Here is a 23,108-nt window from a genome sequence, read left to right on the forward strand (position 1 = left end):
TTCATGCTAATTTCGCCACACGAATCGATATTTAAGACCTCTCGCTTATTTACAGTGAACCACTTAAGTTAAACGAGGACGCGAGAAAGTTGACTGGATTGTTTGCTCTTTTCCGCATCACAGCTTTAGCCAGCCTTATCGGCATGGGCGCATTCATTGCGCAGGCGCAGGCCGAATCCGATGCTGTAGCCGGTAATGCCCCCGACTATGCATTGTCGATGCATGGGGACGTAGCGCTTCCCGCAGACTTCACGCATTTTCCTTATTCAAACCCGGATGCGCCGAAAGGTGGTTCTCTTAGAATGGGCGTGGTTGGCACATTTGATAGCCTCAACCCATTTGTGCTCAAAAGCATGCGTACAACGGCGCGTGGACTGTTTAATGATGCCGATTTTGGCAACATGCTTTATGAAACGCTCATGCAGCGCTCACGGGACGAACCCTTTACCCTTTATGGGCTATTGGCGGAAAAAGTTGCAATCGACCCGGAACGCAAATGGGTGGAGTTTACGCTTAATCCAAAAGCCAAGTGGTCAGACGGTCAGCCTGTCACTGTGGATGATGTCATCTTCACCTATCAGATCCTGACGGAAAAAGGCCGCCCACCATACAACAACCGTATGAGCCGGATTGAAAAGATTGAAAAAACCGGCGAGCGCTCCGTGCGGTTTGTCTTCAATGATAAGTCAGACCGTGAATTTCCCTTGCTCATTGCCGGAACGATGCCGGTGCTTCCCAAACATGCAATTAACCCGGAAACCTTCGGCAATTCCACGCTGAAGGCACCTCTTGGCAGCGGGCCCTATATCGTGTCCGCTGTTCAGCCAGGCCAGCGCATCATTTACAAGCGAAATCCCAATTATTGGGGCAAAGACCTCGCATCGCAGCGAGGATTGAATAACTTCGATACCGTCAGTATCGAATATTATCGCAATGAGACGTCGCTGTTTGAGTCCTTCAAGAAGGGATTGCTCGACGTCTATCTCGAAGGAAATACATACAGGGAAGGAAATCCTCTTCACTGGCAGACCGCATATAATTTTCCCGCGGCCAAAGAAGGCAGGGTTTTAAAAGAGAAGTTCGAAAAGAAACTCCCTGCAAATATTTACGGCTTTGTCTTCAATACCAGACGGGCGCTCTGGGCAGACCCCAGAGTGAGGCAGGCGCTTGCGCTTATGTTCGACTTTGAGTGGCTGAATAGGACCCTGTTTCTAAATCAATATGTTCGAACACAAGGATATTGGGACGGTTCCGAGCTTTCATCCGTTGGACACCCGGCCGATGCGGAAGAAAAACGCCTTCTTGCTCCTTTCCACAAGGCTGTAACGCCTGAAGCGATGGATGGAACATGGCGCGCACCGCAAACAGACGGAAGCGGCTATGACAGACGCCCCATGAAAGAAGCCTTTGAACTTCTACAAGCCGCCGGTTTCACCTTTCACGACGGAAAGGCTTTTTCGCCGGACGGCAAGGCATTTTCTTTCGAAATAATGACTTTATCAGCCGATCAGGAAAAAATTGCCCTTGCCTTCAAACGCACGCTGGATCGACTGGGCATCATTGTAAACATTCGCACCCCTGATGACGCGCAGTATCAACAACGCCTGCAAACCTTTGACTATGACATGATGCTCGGCGCCCTTACCGGCTCGCTTTCGCCCGGCAATGAGCAATGGCAGCGCTGGGGCTCAGGATCACGTGATGCACAGGGAAGCTTCAATTATCCCGGCGTTGCCGATCCGGCGGTCGATGCCATGATTGAAGCCATGCTTGTGGCCCGGACCCGTGCCGATTTCATCAGCGCAGTTCGTGCGCTCGACCGCATCCTCATTTCAGGCAACTATTATATTCCGCTTTATCATCAGCCTGCTCAATGGGTTGCGCGTTGGGATCGCATCGGACATCCAGACAAGACATCGCTTTATGGTTATCAGCTTCCCACATGGTGGCAGGTCACCAAATAACGTCGATTGATAAGACCGTAATTCATCCTACATTTTAGAGCTATAGAGATAGGCGTACAGGAGAACACGTCTCCTGTACGTCGAACGGAGCACCTTATGACCAGAAGAAAAATCACCATCGACGTTGTGTCAGATGTCGTTTGCCCATGGTGTTTCCTCGGCCGCAAGCGGCTGGAACAAGCACTTGAAATGACGCCCGAAGTTGATGCCGAAGTACGCTGGCGCCCTTATCAGCTTGACCCATCGATCCCCGCTCAGGGCAAAGATCGGCAGGTCTATATGCGCGAGAAATTCGGCACGAGTTCGAAGATTGACGACATTCACAAACAGCTGACAGAACTCGGCGAAGAAAACGATATCGTCTTCGATTTTGAAGCGATCACGCGCGCACCCAACACCCTGGATGCCCATCGCCTGATCCATTGGGCTGAACAGGCTGGACCGGGCCTACAGGACAAATTGGTCGGCCGACTGTTCTCGCTCTATTTCGAGCAAGGGCAGGATATCGGCGATCATGACGTGCTGGTGGATGCTGCGGCAAGCATTGGCATGGAAGCGCCGATTGTCGCGCGTCTTCTGGAAAGCGATGCCGACAAAGCCACGATCCGTGAGGAAATCGACATCGCAGACCGTATAGGTGTGCGCGGGGTGCCATGCTTCATCATTGACCAGAAATATGCCGTCATGGGTGCACAATCCGCCTCTGCCCTCGCCGATGCCATTCAGCAAACGGCGGAAGGCTTCGAGCCGGGTATTTCGGAAGACAGATAAATATATCGCGGCGGGGTTAACCCGCCGCGATCTTTGCAAGCTGCGCCATAATAACCGCCGAACCATTCAGACGTTTTTCTGGCGTCGCCCAATCACGAATAAAGACGATGCTCTGATCCGGCCTGATCTTGGCCATGGAGCCCTGTTCACCGATCATCTTCACCAGCCCAACCGGATTGTTGAACGTTGCATTGCGGAACTGGATAACCACGCCCTTCGGACCGGCATCAAGCTTCTCGACATTAGCGCGGCGGCAGAGTGCCTTGATGTAAACGATTTTAAGCAGATGCTGCACTTCTTCCGGCATCGGACCGAAACGGTCGATCAGTTCTGCACCAAATGCATCGATATCCTGCGGCTCTTCAAGGTCTGCCAGACGGCGATAAAGACCAAGGCGCAATTGCAGATCCGGCACATAAGCTTCCGGAATCATCACAGCCGTTCCAATTGCAATCTGTGGCGACCACTGGCTGTCTTCGACCTCAATGGTGCCCTTGAGCGTTGCAACCGCTTCTTCCAGCATCTGCTGGTAAAGCTCGAAGCCTACTTCCTTGATGTGACCGGACTGTTCTTCGCCAAGCAGATTACCCGCACCGCGAATATCCATGTCATGACTTGCGAGCTGGAAGCCAGCGCCCAGCGTATCAAGGGACTGCAGAACCTTCAGACGACGCTCGGCAGTGGCGGTGAGCGTGCGACCGGCAGGCAGCGTAAACAGCGCAAAGGCGCGCTGCTTGGAGCGGCCGACACGTCCGCGCAGCTGATAAAGCTGCGAGAGGCCGAACATATCGGCACGATGCACGATCATCGTATTGGCGGTTGGAATGTCGAGGCCAGATTCGACGATGGTCGTCGATAAAAGCACATCATATTGGCCGTCATAGAAGGCATTCATAATGTCATCGAGCATTCCGGGTGCCATCTGACCATGTGCAACGCCCACTTTAAGTTCCGGCACATGATCTCTGAGAAACTGCTCAATGTCCGCAAGGTCAGCCACGCGCGGACAGACATAGAAACTTTGACCACCGCGATAGCGTTCGCGCAGCAATGTCTCGCGGATCACCAGCGGGTCAAATGGTGACACAAAAGTACGAACAGCCATACGATCAACCGGTGGCGTCGTAATCAGCGAAAGCTCACGCACGCCGGTGAGTGCCAGCTGCAACGTGCGCGGGATCGGCGTTGCAGAAAGCGTCAAAACGTGAATGTCCGATTTCAACTCCTTAAGCCGCTCTTTGTGCTTTACGCCGAAATGCTGCTCTTCATCGATGATGAGAAGACCCAGATTCTTGAACTTGATCGAATTGCCGAGCAGCGCATGCGTGCCGACCACAATATCTACGGTGCCGTCTTCGATGCCCTTTTTGGTGGCTGCAAGCTCTTTCGAGCCGACCAGCCGCGATGCATGCGCAACATTGACCGGCAAACCGTGGAAACGGGTCGAGAAGGTTTTGAAATGCTGGCGTGACAGAAGCGTGGTCGGCACAACAACCGCCACCTGAAAGCCGCTCAAAGCTGCAACAAAAGCCGCGCGCAGAGCAACTTCCGTTTTGCCGAAACCAACGTCACCGCAGATGAGGCGATCCATCGGCTTGCCTGCACCCAGATCATCCGTAATCGCATCAATAGCGCGCAACTGATCTTCGGTCTCATCATATGGGAAACGCGCCGCGAATTCTGCGTAAAGGCCTTCTGGTGGCTGCATAACGGGTGCACCGCGCATCTGGCGTTCGGCAGCGATCTGGATCAGATGACCGGCAATTTCAAGCAGGCGTTTCTTGAGCTTGGCCTTGCGCATCTGCCATGCGCCGCCGCCGAGCTTATCAAGAACAGCTTCCGAACCCTCGGACCCGAAGCGAGAAAGCAATTCGATATTTTCGACTGGCAGGAACAGTCGATCATCGCCTGCATAATGAATCTCAAGACAATCATGCGGAGCGCCCGCTGCCGTGATCGTTTTCAGGCCTATAAAACGACCGATACCATGATCAACATGGACGACAATATCGCCAGCCGAAAGTGAGGCGGCCTCCGAAATAAAATTCTGGTCACGTTTGCGGCGCTTTGAGCGACGCACAAGGCGGTCACCGAGAATATCCTGCTCGGCAACAACAACCAGATCGCCAGCGTCAAAACCGCTTTCAACTGCCAGAACAGCTGCCGTGATCTTGTCGCGCGACAGCGCCTTAACCATCGAAAGGCGGTCAACGGTCTCAATCTTTTCAAGGCCATGTTCGTCGAGCACTTGCAGCAAACGATCGAGCGATCCTTCCGACCATGCTGCCACCAGCACTTTTTTGCCAGCCACACGCAAATCAGCAATATATTTCACCACCGATTCAAACAGGTTCACATCAGTTGCTGCACGTTCTTCCGCAAAGCTGCGTCCCTTATGGACATCGGCATGAACAATCGCACGGCCAGTCACTTCAGGCGTACCAAATGGCGTCAGATCAATACGCAATCCGTTGGTTGCAGCAATCGCTTCCACTTCTTTTGGCGTGAGATAAAGCGTTTCCGGCTTAACCGGCTTATACGGCACAGCATCGCTGCCCGGCTCTTTGCCTTCTGCCTGCCTGAGGCGCGACTCATAGTGATCCACAACCATCGTGTGGCGTTCGGTCAGTGCTTCATGCACCAGATGATCGAACACCACCGGCATGTCGCCGGCATGGTCAAACACAGTTTCGAGATTATCGTAAAACAGCGGGAGCCAGTGCTCCATACCGGCAAAGCGCCGCCCTTCACTGATCGCCTGATAAAGCGCATCATCGCGCTGTGGCGCGCCAAACATCGCCACATAATTTTTGCGAAAATGGCTGATCATGTCCGGCGAGAGCGAAATTTCGCTCATCGGCTGAAGCACAAATTCCTTACGTGCGCCTGTGGTGCGCTGCGATGCCGGGTCAAACGCGCGAATTGTTTCGAGCGTATCACCAAAAAAATCAAGACGCAGCGGCTCTTCTGACCCCGGTGCATAAAGATCAAGAATCCCGCCACGCACTGCATATTCGCCAATATCACGCACGGTCGAAACACGTTCAAAGCCGTTGCGCTCAAGTCGCGCACTCAGCGCGTTCATATTGAGCTGATTACCGGGACGTGCGGAAATCACCTGTTCAGCGATTGCAGCCTGCGGCGGCAGCTTCTGCAAAACCGCATTGGCAGTCGTGATGATAACAGCCGGATGCGGCGTCTTCTTCAATGAAGCCAAGGCGGCCAGTGCCGCGAGCCTGCGTGCCGATGCATCCGCCCCCGGCGACACACGATCATAGGGCAAACAATCCCACGCTGGCAGATGCAGCACCGGAAGGTCGGGCGCAACAAAGTTCAGCACCTGCTCAAGATCAGCAATGCGCTGACCATCACGCACAATATAAAGAACTGGCCCACGCTCACCAATCTCTTCGACCAGCCGCGCAAGACAAAAAGCTTCGAAACCATCGGCAACGCCATCGATGACGATATTTTTGCTATTGCTGGCTTTCACACCAAGTTTGCTGAATACGGGCATGGCGGCTTATTCTCAGAATTCTATGCGGTCGCGGAAAGCAATGATGTCACGGAATAAAGGCGTATCATATTCCTGAGGTGTTTCGCTTTCGCCTGTCACCCATTTCAGAAGATCGCGGTCGAGCACTTCAAGAATCTGCTCAAACTCGTCCAGTTGAGCATCAGTGAAGGCTGGAAGATACTGATCGGCATACTGCCCAAGGATCAGATCCATCTCGCGCATGCCGCGATGCCAGGCGCGAAACAGAAGCTTGCGACGCCTAACATCAAGATTTCCTGCCGCAAGTGTGCTGCCTGTCATTGTTTGAGCGCTCCATTAAAAAATATGTTGCCGGTATATAGCATCTGTTGACGATGAGGGAACCCGTTTCCGCAATTAGAACAAAAATAGTACAAAACCATTTCAAAGGCTTGCACAGAAAAGCAAAGCAGTTAATGCTCCCAGCCATGCGTCCGTCTGTGCTTGATCCGTTTTTCGCTTCCGTCCGCTCACTTTCCGGCATTGGCCCGAAAGTGGCAGCTTTGCTTGGCAAACTTTTGGGCACAGACGTGCCCGGAGCTGAGCCAAAAGTTGGCCAGCTTCTCTTCCTGCCACCACATAGTGTGATCGACCGACGCAACCGCCCCGGAGTAGCCTTTGCGCAGGAAGGCGCCATTGTGACGCTTGAGGTGATGGTTGATCAGCATCAGCCAGCCCCGCGTGGACGTGGCAATGTTCCGCATCGTGTGATTGCACATGATGACACTGGCGAAATCATCCTCACCTTCTTTCATGCGCAATTGCCATGGCTGGAAAAGATGTTGCCCGAAGGCGAAATCGTCATCGTTTCCGGCAAGGTCGAATGGTTCAATGGGCGTGCCTCGATGGTGCATCCGGATTATATCGCAAGCCTTGAAGATGCGGCCAGTCTTCCGATGGTTGAACCCGTCTATCCGCTGACGGCTGGCCTTTCATCCAAAACGCTTGGCCGCGCGGTGAAAGAAGCACTGACCCGCGTGCCGGTACTACCCGAATGGATTGACGGGCCGCTGATTGCGCGTGAGCGTTTCGCCTCTTTCAAAGAGGCATTGAACACGATGCATCTGCCGAAAGATCCGAGTGATATCGCGCTCGAAAGTATCACACGGCGCAGGCTGGCTTATGACGAGTTTTTGGCAGGACAATTGGCACTGGCGCTTGTGCGCGCCAAGACACGTCGCCTTTCAGGGCGCCCACTGGAAGGCAATGGCCGCATTGTTGCGGAAATCATGCGCCACCTCCCCTATAAACTGACCAGGAGTCAGGATCAGGCGGTTCGCGAGATCATCACCGATCTTAAATCGCCTGAGCGTATGCTTCGCCTGCTGCAAGGCGATGTTGGTTCTGGCAAGACGGTCGTTGGCCTTTTATCGATGGCACATGCCGCAGAATCTGGCGGTCAGTCTGCCCTGATGGCGCCAACAGAAGTGCTGGCTCGACAGCATTTTGCCACCATTGCACCTCTGGCGGAAAAGGTTGGCCTGAAAGCCGCCCTCCTTACAGGTCGCGAAAAAGGCAAGGAACGCAATGCTGTGCTTGAGGGCCTGAAAAGCGGCGAAGTCGATATTATCATCGGCACGCATGCGCTTTTTCAGGAAAAGGTCGAATATCACGATCTCGTCTTCGTTATTATTGACGAGCAGCATCGTTTCGGCGTACATCAGCGTCTGATGCTGACGGCAAAAGGCAGCGCACCCGATATGCTTGTGATGACGGCAACGCCTATTCCACGCACACTTGTGCTGACCGCCTTTGGTGATATGGATGTATCCAAGCTCACCGAAAAGCCAGCCGGACGCCAGCCGATTACCACTGCCATTCTGCCCATGGAGCGCATGGGCGAACTTGTCGAGCGCATTCGGAAGGCCGTTCACGAAGGGCAGAAGATCTACTGGATTTGTCCGCTTGTTGAAGAATCAGAAGTCGTTGAGCTGACTTCCGCCGAAGAACGCTTTGAATCGCTCAAGTCCGTTTTTGGCAACAAGATCGGCCTCATCCATGGCCGCATGACTGGTGCTGAAAAAGACGAAGCGATGCGCGCTTTCAAGCAGGGCGAAACGCGGTTGCTCGTCGCAACCACCGTCATTGAGGTTGGCGTCGACGTGCCGGATGCAACGATCATCGTCATCGAACACGCCGAGCGCTTCGGCCTATCCCAATTGCACCAGCTACGCGGACGCGTTGGCCGTGGCGACAAGCCATCCACCTGCCTTCTGCTTTATAAAGGCCCACTTGGTGAAATCGGACAGGCCCGTCTCAAGGTGATGCGCGAAACGGAAGACGGTTTCCGCATTGCCGAAGAAGACCTGAAACTGCGTGGCGAAGGCGAGTTGCTCGGCACCCGTCAATCAGGTACGCCGGGCTTCCGCCTTGCTTCGATTGAAGCACATGGCGACTTGCTGGAAATCGCTCGCAAAGACGCGCGCTATATTCTGGCAAGCGATCCCGACCTTGAAAGCGAGCGCGGAAAAGCGCTGCGCGTGCTGCTTTATCTTTTCGGACGCGATGAGGCGATCCGCCTGCTTCGCGCGGGATAAAAACGAAATGGCCGCATCGCTGCGGTCATTTCTATCTATCTGTCAATTTTTTCAGATAAGAGATTGTTTTAATTTTATTCTACCGTCACCGACTTTGCGAGATTGCGCGGCTGATCGACGTCCGTACCCATCAAAATAGCAGTATGATAAGCGAGCATCTGGATCGGCAGAGCATAAACCAACGGCGTGATAAACTCAGGCACATCCGGCAGAACAATGGTCGCCATCGTATCAAGGCTTGCTGCCGCAGCACCTTTCTTGTCGGTGATCAGAATAATACGGCCGCCGCGGGCTGCCACTTCCTGCATGTTGGAAACGGTCTTCTCATAAAGACGATCCGACGGCGCAATGACGATAACCGGCATGGTCTCATCAATAAGCGCAATCGGGCCGTGCTTGAGTTCACCAGCCGCATAGCCTTCGGCGTGAATGTAGGAAATTTCCTTGAGCTTCAGCGCGCCTTCCATGGCCAACGGGAACGATGTTCCACGACCGAGATAAAGCACATGGCTGACCTTTGCCAACTCGTGACAGACGGTAGCAATCTGGTCTTCAAGCTTGAGAACCTGATTGATAAAGCGCGGTGCTTCCGAAAGCTGACGCACCAGTTCCTGTTCACGCTTGTCATCAATCGCACCGCGCGCTTTTGCAGCAGCAATCGCAAGTGACGCCATGGTCGAAAGCTGGCAGGTGAAAGCCTTGGTCGAGGCCACACCGATTTCAGGACCGGCCAGCGTCGGGAACACGGCATCCGATTCACGCGCAATGGTCGATCCGGTCACATTGACCACAGAGGCGATTTTCAAACCCTGCGATTTGCAATAACGCAGCGACGCGAGCGTATCCGCCGTTTCACCAGACTGCGAAACGAACATCGCGAGCGAATCCTTTGAAAGCGGCATTTCGCGATAACGAAATTCCGAAGCGATATCGCTATCGACCGGCAGACGTGCGATCTGCTCGAACCAGTATTTGCCCACCGAAGCCGCATAAAAAGCGGTGCCACAGGCAGAGATTGTCAGCCGGTCAATCTTGGCAAAATCAACAGCAATCGCTTCCCGACGCACCTTACCGGTGGTGAAATCGAGATAGTTTGCGAGCGTATGCGAAATCACTTCCGGCTGCTCGAACATCTCTTTCTGCATGAAGTGGCGATGATTGCCCTTCGAGACCAGCATATTACCGGCCTGTGACTTCAAAATCGTGCGTTCAACCTCAACATTGTTTTCATCATAGATGGTCACGCCCTTACGGGTCAGCACTGCCCAGTCACCATCTTCAAGATAGGCAATTGTGTCGGTGAATGGCGACAAAGCGATAGCGTCAGAACCGAGGAACATTTCGCCTTCGCCATAGCCCACGGCCAGTGGCGGCCCCTGACGCGCGCCGATCAACGTTTCTTCATTGCCTTCAAACAAGAAGGCGAGTGCAAAAGCGCCTTGTAACAGTGGCAGGCTGTCGCGCACGGCCTCAACAGGCGATTTTCCCTTGTTCAACTCGCGCGTCACGAGATGCGCGACGGCTTCAGTGTCGGTTTCTGTCTCGAAGGTAAAACCTTCCGCTTCGAGCATAGCGCGCAATTCGGCAAAGTTTTCGATAATGCCGTTATGAACAACAGCCAAGCGCGGCGTGATATGTGGATGCGCATTGCGTTCAACGGGCTTGCCATGTGTGGCCCACCGCGTATGGCCAATGCCGATGACGCCCGGAAGTGGTTCACCCGCCAGACGCTTTTCCAGATTAACCAGTTTGCCTTCCGCACGACGGCGATCAAGCTTGCCATTCAAAAGCGTGGCAATACCGGCAGAATCATAACCGCGATATTCAAGCCGCTTCAGCGCATCAACCAGACGCGGTGCGACTTCGTCATTGCCGATAATGCCGATAATTCCACACATAGGGTGCTCCAGATCCGAGATTCACGCATTGAGTTGTGATTTAAAGATTCTAATGTAAAACGACAACCCAAAGGGCTGTCGTTCTATTCATCTGTTGGCCGTTTATTTCGACGATGTTTTAGCCGCTTTGATGGCAGCGTATTTCTCGCGCAATATCTTTCCCCGACCTTCTTTGGTTTCCTGCCGCGCACGACCGAAAGCCAGAGCATCCGCAGGCACATCCTCCGTAATTGTGCTACCAGATGCGATATAGGCATTATCACCGATCGATACTGGCGCAACAAGCGAACTGTTGGAGCCAACGAAGGCATGTTCGCCGATCACCGTCTTATACTTGTTATAGCCATCGTAATTGCAGGTGATTGTGCCCGCACCGATATTGCTCGACGCGCCCACAATAGCATCACCAATATAGGTCAGATGATTGATCTTCGCGCCCTTGCCGACCTGGGCGTTCTTCACTTCACAAAAATTACCCACTTTGGATTTTTCGCCAAGATTTGCACCCGGACGCAAACGCGCAAAGGGTCCGATCTCGGCATTTACGCCAATCTTCGCACCTTCAATATGTGAGAAAGCGTGAATCAGCGCACCCGATGCCACATGCACGCCCTGCCCGAAGAAGACGTTTGGCTCAATCACAACGTCGGCTTCGACCAGCGTATCATGTGAGAAGAAAACAGTTTCAGGCGCAATCAGCGTCACACCGGCCAGCATCATCTCCTGACGCTTGCGGTTCTGCCAGATGTTCTCGGCAACCGAAAGTTCAGCGCGATTGTTGATGCCAATCACATTATCGACAGGCACTTCAATCGCTACAACATTTAGACCTTTGCCATGCGCAAGGCCGACAATATCGGTCAAATAATATTCACCCTTGGCGTTCTTGTTATCAACCGCATCGAGAAGTGCAAGTGCATGGCTACCGCCAACGGCCATAAGTCCGCCATTACAGAATCCGATTTTTTTCTGCGCTTCGCTGGCTTCTTTTTCCTCTATAATCGCGGTGAGCTTGCCACCTTCTTCGATAAGACGACCATAGCCATGCGGGTTTGAAGGACGGAAGCCTATAACAACAACATCAGCACCCTCTGAAAGCTTGTTGCGCGCAACTTGCAACGAATGCGCTTCGATAAGCGGTGTATCGCCAAAGACGATCAGCAGATCATCATAGCCGCGTTCAATCGCTGCACGCGCTGCCAAAACTGCGTGCGCCGTACCAAGACGTTCTTTCTGCTCAAAAGCAGAAACAGCATCGGCAACTTTTTCGACAGCGCCGCGCACCTCATCAGCACCACGTCCGACGACCAGCGCAACGTCGCTCTTACCGGTTCCCTGCACGGCTTTGACCACATGAGAAACCAGCGGCAGGCCAGCTACCTGATGCAGAACTTTTGGCAAACTCGATTTCATACGCGTGCCTTCGCCAGCGGCAAGCACGATGGAAAGGCATGTACGGTCTGTCATAATATCGTCCAGAAAGATTAAAGGCTCATCTGCTCAATAGCATTAAAGCGTATATGGAAACTTACAATTTCAGCCCAAGCGCCCCAGTGCCGGGAAAGTTTCGAGCAGCCAGAACGAGAAAGACTGCATTCCGCCGGTCAGGAAAAGCACACCAGCAATCACGAGCAACGCGCCCATCGCTTTTTCAACTTTGCCCAGATGAACCCGGAAGTGTGACAAAAACCGCATGAATGCGCCCGAAAAAAGAGCCGCAATCAGAAACGGAATTCCCAGACCCAGCGAATACACTGCCAGAAGGGCAGCGCCGTCAATCACCGTGCTGCTGCCGCCTGCCAATGTGAGGATAGGCCCCAGAACCGGGCCAATACATGGTGTCCAGCCAAAAGCAAAAGCCAGCCCCATGACATAAGCGCCCAACGGCGAAGCTGGCGCATTACGCGCCTGAAAACGCGCCTCACGCGATAGGAATGAAAAGCGCAGCACCCCCAGGAAATTGAGGCCCATCAGAATGATGACGACGCCCGCCACCATGGCGATTTCCTGCTGCCACATGCGCAGAAATGCGCCGATGGACGATGCACCAGCCCCAAGGGCCACAAAAACAGTGGTAAAACCGAGTACAAAGCAGATAGCCGCGAAAGCAAGAGAACGACGATGCGAAGGAGCCGCAGCAATGCGTGATTCTTTTTCTGCACGAAAATCCTCAACACTCACACCCGCCATATAGCACAGATAAGGCGGCACAAGCGGCAGGACACAGGGCGAAAGAAACGACAGCGCACCCGCACCGGCAGCCGTCAAATAAGAAACACTAAGCACTGAAACCTCATTTTTTACATAGAGTTTTTCTTATCTGAAACAGATAAACAGCTCTATTCATTTGTTTTTGAACAAACTCGGGGAAACTTCCCCGTTTTATCCAAAGCGCTTGCGGCCACTGCCAATTAAGGCATAATCCGACCCGAGTGAAATACCCTTTGATGGCCTTATAACCCAACTTCGACATTACTTTGATTATTTTCAATGCAGCATCTCATTCGAACACAAGTTCGCCCTAAATCAGGATCATTTGCGCAAAATTAGATTGCTCCAACTGGACGACGCTCCGATGAGCTTAATTGACAACGAAGAACCTTCTTCAGCCACCAAAGAACAAAGCAAGTCTTCTGGATGGCTGAAACGCTACCAGCATTTTCTGTTTCCAGTTGCGGGCATTGCGATCGCGCTGCTGGCAATTTATGTTCTGGAAAGCCTGCTTCAGAATACCTCACGCAAGGATACGCTGGTCGCATTCCATGATCTCCCATGGAGTGTCATCGGCCTCGCAGTTCTGTTCACTATGCTGAGCTACGCTGCGGTAGCGCTTTATGACGTGGTGGCGGTCGACACAATCGCGCCTAACCAAATACCGCGTCGTATCGCAGCGGTGGCAGGTGCGGCAGGCTATGCAATCTCCAACGCCATCGGCTTTTCGCTGCTGACGGGCGGTGCACTGCGCTATCGCATCTATGCTGCGGAAGGGATCAGCCTTGCCGATATCGGCAAGATCGTCGGCACCTCGTGGTTTGCAATCTGGTTTGCACTTATCATCATGGTGGGCGCGGCACTGCTGATTGATCCGCAGGATGTGCCGTGGATTTCGACGATTGATGCACGCATTGATGTTGTCGCTGGCATTATCATTCTTGGCGGCATTGGCTGGCTGATCTACTGGCTCTCACATGGCCAAAGAACGCTTCGCTTAGGCTCGCTCAGCCTGCGACTGCCCAACTCGAAAGGTGCAGTGACCCAAATTTTTGCAGGCCTTGTCGATGTAGGCGCTGCAGCTGCAACCCTCTATGTGCTGATGCCACAGGATGCGGTTCCGAGCTTTGCGGTCTTCGCGCTCGTCTATGTGATTGCTATCGTTCTAGGCATTGCGAGCCATGCGCCGGGCGGACTTGGTGCATTTGAAGCAACCATCATTGCTGGCCTTGGCATTGGTGACAATCCACAAGCCATTGCCGGTCTGCTTGCCTATCGTGTGATCTACACAGTCATGCCGCTTGTCGTATCCACAATTGGCCTTCTCATCTGGGAGGGGATGCGCCGCAGGCAGATGTTGGGGCGTCAGGCCAAATTTGCAAAGCGCCTTGTCGAGCCACTCATTCCCGGTCTCTCTGCCAGTATCATCTTCCTCGGCGGCATTATTCTGCTCGTATCGGGTGCAACGCCCGACTTGCGCTATCGTGTAAAAATACTCTCCAGTGTTGTTCCAGAGTTTTTTGTCGAAACATCGCATCTTGCCGCAAGCCTTGTCGGCGTTGCCCTGTTGATCGTAGCGCGTGGCCTGTTCAGACGACTGGAGCGTGCATGGATTGCTGCAATCGTGCTTTTGCTGTTTGGTGCAGTGTTTTCGATTGCGAAAGGTTTGGATTGGGAAGAAGCAAGCATTCTGTGCGTTTTTGCTCTTGCTTTATGGGGCTTTCGCGATTCCTTTTATCGCCGCCCGATTTCCGGACCATTTGAACTGAGCTGGAGCTGGATTGCCTCTGTCGGCACAACTGTCATCGTCTCCACTTGGCTTGGCTTCTTCGTTTATCGCCACGTGGAATATTCCAATAATCTCTGGTGGGATTTTGCTTGGAACGATAATGCACCACGCTTTTTGCGCGCCACCGTTCTGGTGTTTGCTGTTGTGGCGGCAGTCGGTCTGAACTCGATCATCAATCGGCACAGCCAGCGCAAACGCAAGCGTGATTACTCAATCCCCCCTGCGGTGTTTGAACTTGTTGCGCAATGTCCGCATACAGATGCAGCCCTTGCGCTTCTTGGTGACAAGCAATTTCTGCTTGCGCCCGATAACAACGCATTCATCATGTATGCGCAATCGGGTGGCAGTCTGATTGCGCTGGGCGAGCCGATTGGCGACAAACAGGCTGCAAAGGAACTCGCGTGGTCTTTCCATAGCCTGGCAGACAAGATGGCGCTGCGCACCGTATTTTACGGCGTTGGACCAACAAGTCTGCCATTGTTTCTCGACATGGGATTGGTGGCGCTGAAGCTTGGCGAAGTCGCCCGCGTTGACCTCAGCGATTTTTCGCTCGAAGGTCCGCGCCGTCAGCCATTCCGTTATGCCGATCGAAAAGTCGACAAGGATGGGCTGATATTTGAAGTTATAGACGTGAAAGAGGTTCCACCGCTTATTCCGCGTCTGCGTGAAATCAGCGATGCATGGCTTGACCATAAATCAGGCAGCGAAAAAGGCTTTTCGCTTGGCTATTTCGACGACGACTACATGACGCGGTTCGATGTGGCTGTGCTTAAAAAAGACGGAGAGATCGTTGCCTTCGCCAATATCTGGCGCGGTGCCGACAAATACGAGATCACAGTCGATCTCATGCGCTACATGCCCAATGTGCATAAACTGCTTATGGACGCTCTTTTTGCCAAACTGCTCATGTATAGCAAAGAACAGGGCTATAAATGGTTCAATCTCGGGGCTGCGCCGCTATCAGGTCTGAACCGCAGCAGATTGGCCTCGCGCTGGAACCGCTTCGGATCATTCATCTATCGGCGCGGTGCCGACCTCTACCACTTTGATGGCCTCAAAGCCTTCAAGGAAAAATTCGACCCCGTCTGGACACCGCACTATATGGTTTGTCCCGGCGGTCTTGAAACACCCCGCACACTCATCGATGCAACAACACTGATCAATGGCAGCCCACTGGAGTTTATCCGTAAATGAAGAAGCGACGCATTCTTTTAACTGTCTTTGGGCTGGCTTTGCTCGGCGGTGCAGGTGTCTATGCTGCGCTGCATCCGGGCAAAATTGCGCGTCAGTGGGCGCAGTTTTTCAATGCCGACGAACCGGTAATCCATGCCAGTGCTGAACGGCTTTCCAACATCCCGGTTTACATGCCCAAAGGCGATCCGGTTGGCCTTGCCATTCTGCTGAGTGACGAAAACGGAATTGGTGAGAATGAACGCGCTTATATGGATGCAATGCTGGCACGCAACATGATCGTGTTGCCTGTCGAACTGGGTCCGTGGCGCGCTGCACTCGATAAAGAAGATGGTGAGTGCAATTATCTCGACTCGGACTTTGAAGCGATTGCCAAGGAGGCCCTGCGCGGACTCGATCTTGATGTCTATTTTCATCCCGTCGTGACCGGCATTGGTCAGGGCGCGACAATTGCATATGCCGCAGCATCGGATTCGCCCGATGCAACCATTGCCGGTGCAGTCGCTCTCGACCCGACACCTGCAAAAACCCGCCTGCCCTCATGCACAGAAGAAGCAGAAGCGGTGAATGCACCGGGCGGCGGATTCACCTATGAATATGATGCCAAAATTCCTACACCCACATTGGTAATTGGACCCAACGGCTCTCCCGTCAACAACCCTGTCGAAGCAAGACAAAAGAGCGTAGCCGTACTGCAAAGCGGCGCAGACTTCCCCGCTCGTATGAACATGGCCGTGAACAATGTCGTGGCAATGGCTGATATGGACGCGAAGAACGAAGCACTCCCCGTTGTCGATTTACCAGCCAAAGGCGGCAAGGCTGATATGGTAGCCGTGTTTTACTCGGGGGATGGCGGTTGGCGCGATCTCGACAAATCAATTGGTGAATGGCTTCAAGCCAATGGCGTTCATGTGATAGGTGTCGATTCACTGCGCTATTTCTGGTCAGAACGCACGCCGGAAGAAATAGCGCGTGATACAACCGCAATGATCAAAAAAGCTGATCCATCCAATAAGCTGCCCGTTGCCGTTCTTGGTTATTCATTTGGCGCAGATACATTCCCGTTTGCCTGGAAATATCTGGATCCAGCGATTCAGGACCGCACCAAAATGGTCGGACTTCTTGGCGTCGAAACAACCACCACATTCCAGGTTTCGATTGAAGGCTGGCTCGGCATGGATGGTGACAAGGACGTCGTTCCAGCTATCACGACAATTCCGCTGGATCGCGTGGTCTGCGTTTATGGTGAAGAGGAAGACGATACGGCTTGCACAGCACCGGAGCTCAAAGGGGCCGACCTGATGAAACTTTCAGGTGGGCATCACTTCGATGAAAATTACGAGCCGATTGCTGCCGCTCTTTACGAAAAAATGCGCGCGCATGCAGGCCTGCCGCCTCGCCCCGCGAGTTAAAATGAAAGGCACCGGCATTTTTAGCCGGTGCCTTGTTCATACAGCCTTGGCGCTGCGCTTCTTCCTGCACAGCCAATCGGCAATCAAACCTCTTATCAGTCTTAAATCCGATCCCTGGCATTCTGACGGCCTTCCTGCTAGTGGCATTTGCTCTGGTGGCCTCAATCGCAGCTTCTATTGAAGCCATATATGGCGGTCGTCATTGTGACGAAGTCCTTTTTCATTGATTTGATTCTTAATGAGATTACAGCTCTCCCCTTCTGGCATAACGAATCTGCATTGCATGACGTTTAATGGCTGAATTCCATGCCAAATGAGCAAATTTGGTTCCACGGTTTCATCGGGAAGACCTGTGACGACAAAATTTATAGCGAATAAGGCAATTTTTTTGAAATTATGTTGGAGAAACTTGATTTTATGGTGTTGACCAATCCGAAAGCCGCCCGTATGTTCCGCCACACTTCCAGGGACGATTTGTTCCTTAAGGGAGCGCGTAGCTCAGCCGGTAGAGCAACTGACTTTTAATCAGTAGGTCCAGGGTTCGAATCCCTGCGCGCTCACCAATAAATTCAAGAAAATCAACCACTTAGAATATCCCTTCTACTGATGATTTGGCATGCCTTGGTTTTGGGTGCCGTATGGGTACCGTATTGCAGTTGGGTACTTTAGGCTTGTGATTTGGGTCATATCTCCGATCTTCCGGCTGTCTAGGCTCCGGGCAAATGATTTCAGCCAGCCAGCTGCCAGCTATCATGATAAATCGGGCTGTTAAGATGCGAAGGCGGAAAATGCTCATCACTGGACACTCCAGTATGCGCTAGCGGGGAAATACTCGGCTGCGGCGTCGGCATCACATATACCGTAATCAGCATGATCCAGTTCACGCTCATCCTCATATTCCACTTCGTCTTCAAAGTCTGCGTCACCGTCCATCGTATCGAGCAGCGCAATCGCATCCTCAATCCACTTTTCCAGTAACAGGCGGCATAGGCGTTTAACGGCAAGACTTTCCATCACACGATCCCTTCTTGCTGATTACTGCCAGCGGCGGCGATGGACTTGAACGCATTCATAAGCCGCTCTTCATCAAAAAATGCGTCATCGTGCTGACTGACGATGAATTGTGCTTTGAGAGCGGCCTCATTGAGGTTCGCTGGCACAAATTCGATGATTGCATCTTCAAGTGCGACGGTGATGCTTGAACAGCGTTGTGCCTCATCCTTTACGGCTGTCATGCCAACACGATCCTCAATGATCTGATTTTGTGCGTCACACTCCCGCAACACTGCTTTGAGCACGGCTTTCTTCTCTTCACACCGTTCTGCAGCCCTTGCTTTTCCCATGTCAGACCAAGCTAGATTGAGCGATGATTGCAAAGTCCTGTTGAGGTGAATATCAACATCGGCATCGCTGTAAGCATAGATTGGCCGCAATATCTGATTGCCATCGTTATCCCATCCAGAAAGCAAATTTCCGACTTGGACACGGACTTCGCAACGACCCGACCAGTCGGCAGTATCTTCGATTTCGGACACTTGATCCCAAGCATCCGATGTGGCCTTAAGTGCTATTCTGTGCTGCTCAATGAGGCTTTCCAACTCCGACATAGCAGGCTCGGCTATGGTGGTTGATGTGCCTGCCACCACGATACCAACGGCTCCCGCCAGCATCGAACGTCTTGTCATCTGAGTTTTCGGCATACCTTCGGCAGTTGCCTGACTTGGTTGTGTCGGCATCTTTATTTCTCCACTTGTTAATTTATCAAGTAAGATTGAATTAATCATAATTGAAGTTCTTGTCAAGCGTGCTTGATAAAAAAACAATTACGGTGTAGAAAATAGACATGATTACACCAGCGCAAATACGTGGAGCGCGAGCAATGCTTGGTATGACGCAAGCTGATCTCGCAAAGTTGGCAGGCCTATCAACGACGGGCCTTAATAACATTGAACGCGGTTCTGCCGATCCAAAGGCCTCGACCTTGGCGGCAATACAAACTGCGCTTGAAAAAGAGGGGATTGTTTTTCTTGCCACTGGTGACAATCGCGATGGCGGTCCGGGCGTCCGCATAAAGGCCTGATCAACCTCCCGCTTAAATCGAAAGGTTGCCGCCCTTCAAAGACTCAGGTCATATCACCGGAAGAGTTTGAGAAGCGGGGATAAGGGGATGGGGCGACATGCCAAAGAAAATAATTGTTTTTCCAGATGACGGGGTTATCCCCGATGATCAGAGGAAAATAATCGAAAATCATTACAACAGCAAAGCTAAGAAGCCTTTTGAATGCGTAGTTTGCAAGGAAACTAAATGGTCTTTCCTCCCACAATACATCCAAATGCCTGTTTATCTAAACCCCCTCACACATCATGATAAAATAGAAATGTATTTGTGCGTTGCAATGTTATGCAATAATTGCAGCAATACACACATTTTCAACGCTGAAAAAATAATGTCTCAGTACGCAAATTCTGGTGATGCGGATGAGTGACAACATCCACTGGTTGGACCCAAAAGATAAAGCACCATTGAAATCTGACGGCGGCGGTGGCACATTGGACGGTATGGAAAGAATAGCAAAACTTGAAGCCCGTGCGGATTTTGCCGAGCAGCGCCTGACGCGGATTGAGGATAAGCTAGATCGCGTCCTTGAGAAGATGGGCGCTCTGCCGACAACGAACGGGTTGTGGGGCATGGTCGCAACTGTAATTGGCGTTGGAATTGCTATTGCAGGATTAACGTTCGCTATAGCGGCATATGTCGCGCACTGACACACATTGAAATTTGAAGGATACAGCCCCGCTTCGGCGGGGTTTTCTTTTGCCCTTGACCACCCGCCGCGCCTCTGCCAGAGATTGCTAATTCCATAGGGGGTTTTTATGGGGCTTACTACTCAACAGCAGATGCTTATCGAACAACGCGTGACCAATGAAGCCAAGTCGGTTGGCGCGGCCTATCTATTGTGGTTCTTTCTATGGTTCTTCTCGGCACATAGATTTTATCTCGGTCGTCCGGGATCCGCCGTATTGCAGATTTTGTCTTACTTCATCATTGTTGGTTTCATTTGGGTTCTCATTGATGCGTTCCTAATCCCCGGGATGGTGCAGCAGCAGAAGGACGATGTTCGTCGTCGTCTTACTCAGGATGCTATGATCGGCATCTCATCATAATCAGCAGATAATAGCAGACGGCCTAAGCCGCCTCCGCTAGCCTCATAGCTTTCAGCGCGGTATTATATGACAGCCCTGTCTTATCACGCACCCACGGCCCAAATTCGCCGTGTGGCAGCGATTGCTTATTCTCGATGAGGTATTGCCCTATCTCGATCAGGTCCTCTTCTGTGTGGCGCGTATAGGGCTGAAACATTGGCGCTTCGTCTGAATTGGGCTGTGGTTCCTGCGAGGTTGCCCGGTGAAGCGATTTCTCTTCGTCATAGGCTTTCTTTAGGGATTTGTAATTCGGCGCTTTGTTGGCCCGTTTTGCGCTTCTATGCATGGAAAGCATCAGATAGAGCATACCCGCAAGTCCAGCGCGATGCGGAACGGTGCCTGATAGCTGACTGCATTCCCACATGGCGAAGCCCATAGGCATCTGATCCCATGCCTCATACCAGCTTGAAAGATCTGTTTCGATCCAGTCAGAACACGCCCTCACGAGGTCACTGACAGCCCAAAGGCTATATTTGTCAATCAAGCCCTGCTTGCCTGCCGCTTCCGCCAATGTGGAAAGCACGATACGCGCATGGCCTTCACCATGTTTCTCAATAATGCGGTTGATCGTGGCGACTGCGCGGGTCTGGCCCGGTAGCGGGTAACTGGTGCCTGCAATAATCTCAATGCCAAATTCTGCGCAAAGCTCATGAGCTGTGATCATTTGATGAGGCCTATTCGTTGAAAGTGATGCAGAAATATATCACAATAATTGAACGATGACCTATATTTGATCATTATTTGTGAACAATGGGGGCCGATGTCCAAACTAAATAAGCCTATCCGTTCTATGCTCATTAGCCGATACGATGGTGCGAGGGTGCTGCACAAAACTGATACCGCGTTCAAGGAACTGGTTGTAGAAGGTTATATTAAGCCAGCCAGACGCAAGGGCTTTTACCAGCTTGGAAACATTATAGACGGCCATGCAGAAGCCGTTCGTATGAATAGGATCGCAGCGCCGCATGAGCGGACAATCACGCCGGCGATTATTGCATGTAGCTTGGACTATCCATCGGGGAGAAAGTAAATAATTCTCCCCGATAATAGCTCTATTCGGAATAACTCATACGTCCCTGAGCGAAATATTCCGCGGCGTCCTCCACCCGTCGACAAAGCGAAAGGATAATTTTTGCGGTAACCAATGCATTCTGATTAGTTAACTCGTGTATGGCGTCAAAATCTATAGCACTCAGTTCATCGGACAGCTTTTTTGCAGAAGCATTTATAAACGCTGCCCCTGGAGTATCTTTGCCGAACTGATTTCCGGGCATTTTTAGATACTTACTATCGGATAAGAACTTGTGTAGCTTTCCGTATGCGTCGATAACTTCTTTTCTATTTGTGATATACGTTGTCACTATCGAAGAAATATCAGAAAAAACAAATCCCTCGCCATGGATATTTACTACCCCGGGTGAATTGTATTGAATACTCTCCAAGCTTGGTCTTTGCTCGCGAACAAGTCCGTTAACAAGTTCTTTGTAAAAATGGACATAGCTTGAGCCACCTTCGAAAGGCTTACTTCTGAAGGTATTGGCTATTCTATCCTTCATTTTTTTAGGCTTGTTAGGATCACTCCAGTTACTTAGAGTAGCCAAAAAAGCGTACATATCGGAATATTTCTGATAAAATTCTCCGAATTGTGGCATCTCCCATTCGCCATCAATAATTAGCTTTTCCTCATCGGAAGCTCTCGCCGCTAACTCAAAATCGTTAGTGTGCTCGCTGGAGAATAAACGGGGTGAAGGCAGATGCTCTTCGGGAACAGAAGCCGAAGCTGGCGTCATGAAGAGTTCGCCCTCACTATTTAGATCGTGCAGATCAAAATAATAAAGTCTTCGCATCCGTGGATAGGTAAATAGAAACCTTAAATCCGTATTGCCATCTAAATAACTCTCCCAATTCTGTTGAGAGACAGTGGTTGCCAAAAACTTTGCAACCTCGTGATCCTCATCAGGAACTGCAATTGCCAGAATAGGTAGCTTTTCAGAAACAAGTGCAATCAGCTGCGGCTCATCTAGATAGATCAAAGTATCAAGATATTTGGCCTTGCGGCGTCGAATAGCCATCTATGCCTCCACAATCTGCACTATAGCACTAACTGGATCAAATGACTTGAACATCCAGAAGTCCACGTGCGATGTTTTGGAGTTATTTACCGACAATCCTGAACCCATCGGTATATTGAGTTCGGCTATGAATGGTTTTGGATAGCGCTTTTTCGGTAGGCCTTTCGCCAGCTTTTTAATCTTCTGGAAGTCGGTCAATAGTGAGCAAGATGCATAACTGCACTCATCTACTGTAGGCGGCTTTTTTTGCCCACGCGCATGGTGAGACTTAAACTCATCTGCGTTACAGTTCTTGTCCGCGACTACTCGCCATATCTGTTGGTAAGGTACATCCGCCGCCGCAGCTGGTGGACACTGTGCAGGCAAATCCTCAAAAAACGTCATTCCCCCAAAACCCCCTAGTCGAAACTATCCGCCGCTTAGCCCAATCGACCGCAAAAGACGATCACATTTTTGCAACACTCGATCACGACCTGTCTTTTAATTCAATTGGAAATTGTGATTAGCTAAACTTATACAGCTCA

General features: G+C 51.7%; 20 protein-coding genes and 1 tRNA gene. 10 read left to right on the top strand and 11 right to left on the bottom strand.

Annotation, left to right across the window (positions count from 1 at the left end; translation table 11 throughout):
* The first annotated feature begins 143 nt into the window (after window positions 1–143).
* Window positions 144–1,964 carry an extracellular solute-binding protein gene (locus ABE527_RS14545; protein ID WP_499697384.1) on the top strand — a complete coding sequence of 607 codons (1,821 nt, stop codon included), beginning with the start codon at window positions 144–146 and terminating at the stop codon, window positions 1,962–1,964.
* 96 nt (window positions 1,965–2,060) lie between these two features.
* Window positions 2,061–2,735 carry a DsbA family oxidoreductase gene (locus ABE527_RS14550; protein ID WP_265983936.1) on the top strand — a complete coding sequence of 225 codons (675 nt, stop codon included), beginning with the start codon at window positions 2,061–2,063 and terminating at the stop codon, window positions 2,733–2,735.
* 16 nt (window positions 2,736–2,751) lie between these two features.
* Here ABE527_RS14550 and mfd read toward each other — a convergent pair whose 3' ends face one another.
* Both mfd and ABE527_RS14560 read right to left on the bottom strand, forming a co-directional pair.
* On the bottom strand, window positions 2,752–6,252 hold the full coding sequence (gene mfd / locus ABE527_RS14555; protein WP_499694903.1) for a transcription-repair coupling factor: 3,501 nt from the start codon (window positions 6,250–6,252) through the stop codon (window positions 2,752–2,754).
* A 12-nt stretch (window positions 6,253–6,264) separates the two neighbouring features.
* Entirely contained in the window at window positions 6,265–6,552 is a 288-nt protein-coding gene (locus tag ABE527_RS14560; RefSeq protein ID WP_100557135.1) for an FAD assembly factor SdhE, read from the bottom strand.
* A gap of 134 nt (window positions 6,553–6,686) precedes the next feature.
* On the opposite strand from ABE527_RS14560, the gene recG reads away from it, so the two are divergent.
* Complete coding sequence (recG, locus tag ABE527_RS14565) at window positions 6,687–8,807, top strand: ATP-dependent DNA helicase RecG (protein ID WP_499697339.1); 2,121 nt, start codon at window positions 6,687–6,689, stop codon at window positions 8,805–8,807.
* Window positions 8,808–8,881: 74 nt separating this feature from the next.
* Here recG and glmS read toward each other — a convergent pair whose 3' ends face one another.
* The 3 genes from glmS to ABE527_RS14580 all read right to left on the bottom strand — a co-directional run bounded on the left by glmS (window position 8,882) and on the right by ABE527_RS14580 (window position 12,991).
* Window positions 8,882–10,705 (bottom strand): glutamine--fructose-6-phosphate transaminase (isomerizing), encoded by a 1,824-nt coding sequence (gene glmS / locus ABE527_RS14570; protein WP_499697340.1) that lies wholly within the window; start codon window positions 10,703–10,705, stop codon window positions 8,882–8,884.
* 102 nt (window positions 10,706–10,807) lie between these two features.
* Entirely contained in the window at window positions 10,808–12,172 is a 1,365-nt protein-coding gene (gene glmU / locus ABE527_RS14575) for a bifunctional UDP-N-acetylglucosamine diphosphorylase/glucosamine-1-phosphate N-acetyltransferase GlmU (protein ID WP_499697341.1), read from the bottom strand.
* A gap of 69 nt (window positions 12,173–12,241) precedes the next feature.
* Window positions 12,242–12,991 carry a cytochrome c biogenesis CcdA family protein gene (locus ABE527_RS14580; protein WP_499697342.1) on the bottom strand — a complete coding sequence of 250 codons (750 nt, stop codon included), beginning with the start codon at window positions 12,989–12,991 and terminating at the stop codon, window positions 12,242–12,244.
* Between the two features lie 289 nt (window positions 12,992–13,280).
* On the opposite strand from ABE527_RS14580, the gene mprF reads away from it, so the two are divergent.
* The 3 genes from mprF to ABE527_RS14595 all read left to right on the top strand — a co-directional run bounded on the left by mprF (window position 13,281) and on the right by ABE527_RS14595 (window position 17,871).
* Entirely contained in the window at window positions 13,281–15,899 is a 2,619-nt protein-coding gene (gene mprF, locus ABE527_RS14585) for a bifunctional lysylphosphatidylglycerol flippase/synthetase MprF (protein ID WP_499697343.1), read from the top strand.
* Complete coding sequence (locus tag ABE527_RS14590; RefSeq protein ID WP_499697344.1) at window positions 15,896–17,308, top strand: virulence factor family protein; 1,413 nt, start codon at window positions 15,896–15,898, stop codon at window positions 17,306–17,308. The genes mprF and ABE527_RS14590 overlap by 4 nt, the downstream gene beginning before the upstream one ends.
* A gap of 487 nt (window positions 17,309–17,795) precedes the next feature.
* Window positions 17,796–17,871: transfer RNA gene (locus tag ABE527_RS14595), tRNA-Lys, on the top strand.
* A 232-nt stretch (window positions 17,872–18,103) separates the two neighbouring features.
* On the opposite strand, the gene ABE527_RS14600 is transcribed toward ABE527_RS14595, so the two are convergent.
* Both ABE527_RS14600 and ABE527_RS14605 read right to left on the bottom strand, forming a co-directional pair.
* A complete protein-coding gene (locus tag ABE527_RS14600) occupies window positions 18,104–18,322 on the bottom strand; it encodes a hypothetical protein (protein ID WP_499697345.1) in 219 nt (72 codons plus the stop codon).
* On the bottom strand, window positions 18,322–19,092 hold the full coding sequence (locus ABE527_RS14605) for a hypothetical protein (RefSeq protein WP_499697346.1): 771 nt from the start codon (window positions 19,090–19,092) through the stop codon (window positions 18,322–18,324). Before ABE527_RS14605 ends, ABE527_RS14600 begins: the two co-directional genes overlap by 1 nt.
* Window positions 19,093–19,151: 59 nt before the next feature.
* Between ABE527_RS14605 and ABE527_RS14610 the strand changes: the two genes are divergently transcribed.
* The 4 genes from ABE527_RS14610 to ABE527_RS14625 all read left to right on the top strand — a co-directional run bounded on the left by ABE527_RS14610 (window position 19,152) and on the right by ABE527_RS14625 (window position 20,473).
* Window positions 19,152–19,388, top strand: a complete 237-nt coding sequence (locus tag ABE527_RS14610) for a helix-turn-helix domain-containing protein (protein WP_499697347.1) — start codon at window positions 19,152–19,154, stop codon at window positions 19,386–19,388.
* A gap of 97 nt (window positions 19,389–19,485) precedes the next feature.
* Window positions 19,486–19,794: a hypothetical protein gene (locus ABE527_RS14615; protein WP_499697348.1), complete on the top strand. Its 309-nt coding sequence runs from the start codon at window positions 19,486–19,488 to the stop codon at window positions 19,792–19,794.
* Window positions 19,787–20,074: a hypothetical protein gene (locus ABE527_RS14620; protein WP_499697349.1), complete on the top strand. Its 288-nt coding sequence runs from the start codon at window positions 19,787–19,789 to the stop codon at window positions 20,072–20,074. Before ABE527_RS14615 ends, ABE527_RS14620 begins: the two co-directional genes overlap by 8 nt.
* Window positions 20,075–20,182: 108 nt before the next feature.
* A complete protein-coding gene (locus ABE527_RS14625; protein ID WP_499697350.1) occupies window positions 20,183–20,473 on the top strand; it encodes a TM2 domain-containing protein in 291 nt (96 codons plus the stop codon).
* A 22-nt stretch (window positions 20,474–20,495) separates the two neighbouring features.
* On the opposite strand, the gene ABE527_RS14630 is transcribed toward ABE527_RS14625, so the two are convergent.
* The 4 genes from ABE527_RS14630 to ABE527_RS14645 form a co-directional block, all read right to left on the bottom strand.
* A complete protein-coding gene (locus ABE527_RS14630) occupies window positions 20,496–21,176 on the bottom strand; it encodes a DUF3102 domain-containing protein (protein ID WP_499697351.1) in 681 nt (226 codons plus the stop codon).
* 105 nt (window positions 21,177–21,281) lie between these two features.
* Window positions 21,282–21,440 carry a hypothetical protein gene (locus ABE527_RS14635; RefSeq protein WP_499697352.1) on the bottom strand — a complete coding sequence of 53 codons (159 nt, stop codon included), beginning with the start codon at window positions 21,438–21,440 and terminating at the stop codon, window positions 21,282–21,284.
* A gap of 124 nt (window positions 21,441–21,564) precedes the next feature.
* Window positions 21,565–22,584 carry a hypothetical protein gene (locus ABE527_RS14640; protein ID WP_499697353.1) on the bottom strand — a complete coding sequence of 340 codons (1,020 nt, stop codon included), beginning with the start codon at window positions 22,582–22,584 and terminating at the stop codon, window positions 21,565–21,567.
* Complete coding sequence (locus ABE527_RS14645) at window positions 22,585–22,968, bottom strand: hypothetical protein (protein WP_499697354.1); 384 nt, start codon at window positions 22,966–22,968, stop codon at window positions 22,585–22,587.
* Window positions 22,969–23,108: the final 140 nt, after the last annotated feature.

The organism is Brucella sp. TWI432 (assembly GCF_039674445.1).
Taxonomy (GTDB): domain Bacteria; phylum Pseudomonadota; class Alphaproteobacteria; order Rhizobiales; family Rhizobiaceae; genus Brucella; species Brucella chromiisoli.

Excerpts from the sequence above, each read along its gene's own strand:
- glmS (WP_499697340.1), bottom strand. The coding sequence starts at position 10,705 with ATGTGTGGAATTATCGGCATTATCGGCAATGACGAAGTCGCACCGCGT.
- ABE527_RS14625 (WP_499697350.1), top strand. The coding sequence starts at position 20,183 with ATGGGGCTTACTACTCAACAGCAGATGCTTATCGAACAACGCGTGACC.
- ABE527_RS14640 (WP_499697353.1), bottom strand. The coding sequence starts at position 22,584 with ATGGCTATTCGACGCCGCAAGGCCAAATATCTTGATACTTTGATCTAT.
- recG (WP_499697339.1), top strand. The coding sequence starts at position 6,687 with ATGCTCCCAGCCATGCGTCCGTCTGTGCTTGATCCGTTTTTCGCTTCC.
- ABE527_RS14615 (WP_499697348.1), top strand. The coding sequence starts at position 19,486 with ATGCCAAAGAAAATAATTGTTTTTCCAGATGACGGGGTTATCCCCGAT.
- ABE527_RS14630 (WP_499697351.1), bottom strand. The coding sequence starts at position 21,176 with ATGATCACAGCTCATGAGCTTTGCGCAGAATTTGGCATTGAGATTATT.
- ABE527_RS14600 (WP_499697345.1), bottom strand. The coding sequence starts at position 18,322 with ATGGAAAGTCTTGCCGTTAAACGCCTATGCCGCCTGTTACTGGAAAAG.
- ABE527_RS14590 (WP_499697344.1), top strand. The coding sequence starts at position 15,896 with ATGAAGAAGCGACGCATTCTTTTAACTGTCTTTGGGCTGGCTTTGCTC.
- ABE527_RS14620 (WP_499697349.1), top strand. The coding sequence starts at position 19,787 with ATGAGTGACAACATCCACTGGTTGGACCCAAAAGATAAAGCACCATTG.
- ABE527_RS14545 (WP_499697384.1), top strand. The coding sequence starts at position 144 with ATGGGCGCATTCATTGCGCAGGCGCAGGCCGAATCCGATGCTGTAGCC.
- ABE527_RS14605 (WP_499697346.1), bottom strand. The coding sequence starts at position 19,092 with ATGATTAATTCAATCTTACTTGATAAATTAACAAGTGGAGAAATAAAG.
- ABE527_RS14550 (WP_265983936.1), top strand. The coding sequence starts at position 2,061 with ATGACCAGAAGAAAAATCACCATCGACGTTGTGTCAGATGTCGTTTGC.
- ABE527_RS14645 (WP_499697354.1), bottom strand. The coding sequence starts at position 22,968 with ATGACGTTTTTTGAGGATTTGCCTGCACAGTGTCCACCAGCTGCGGCG.
- ABE527_RS14560 (WP_100557135.1), bottom strand. The coding sequence starts at position 6,552 with ATGACAGGCAGCACACTTGCGGCAGGAAATCTTGATGTTAGGCGTCGC.
- mprF (WP_499697343.1), top strand. The coding sequence starts at position 13,281 with ATGAGCTTAATTGACAACGAAGAACCTTCTTCAGCCACCAAAGAACAA.
- glmU (WP_499697341.1), bottom strand. The coding sequence starts at position 12,172 with ATGACAGACCGTACATGCCTTTCCATCGTGCTTGCCGCTGGCGAAGGC.
- ABE527_RS14610 (WP_499697347.1), top strand. The coding sequence starts at position 19,152 with ATGATTACACCAGCGCAAATACGTGGAGCGCGAGCAATGCTTGGTATG.
- mfd (WP_499694903.1), bottom strand. The coding sequence starts at position 6,252 with ATGCCCGTATTCAGCAAACTTGGTGTGAAAGCCAGCAATAGCAAAAAT.
- ABE527_RS14635 (WP_499697352.1), bottom strand. The coding sequence starts at position 21,440 with ATGGCCGTCTATAATGTTTCCAAGCTGGTAAAAGCCCTTGCGTCTGGC.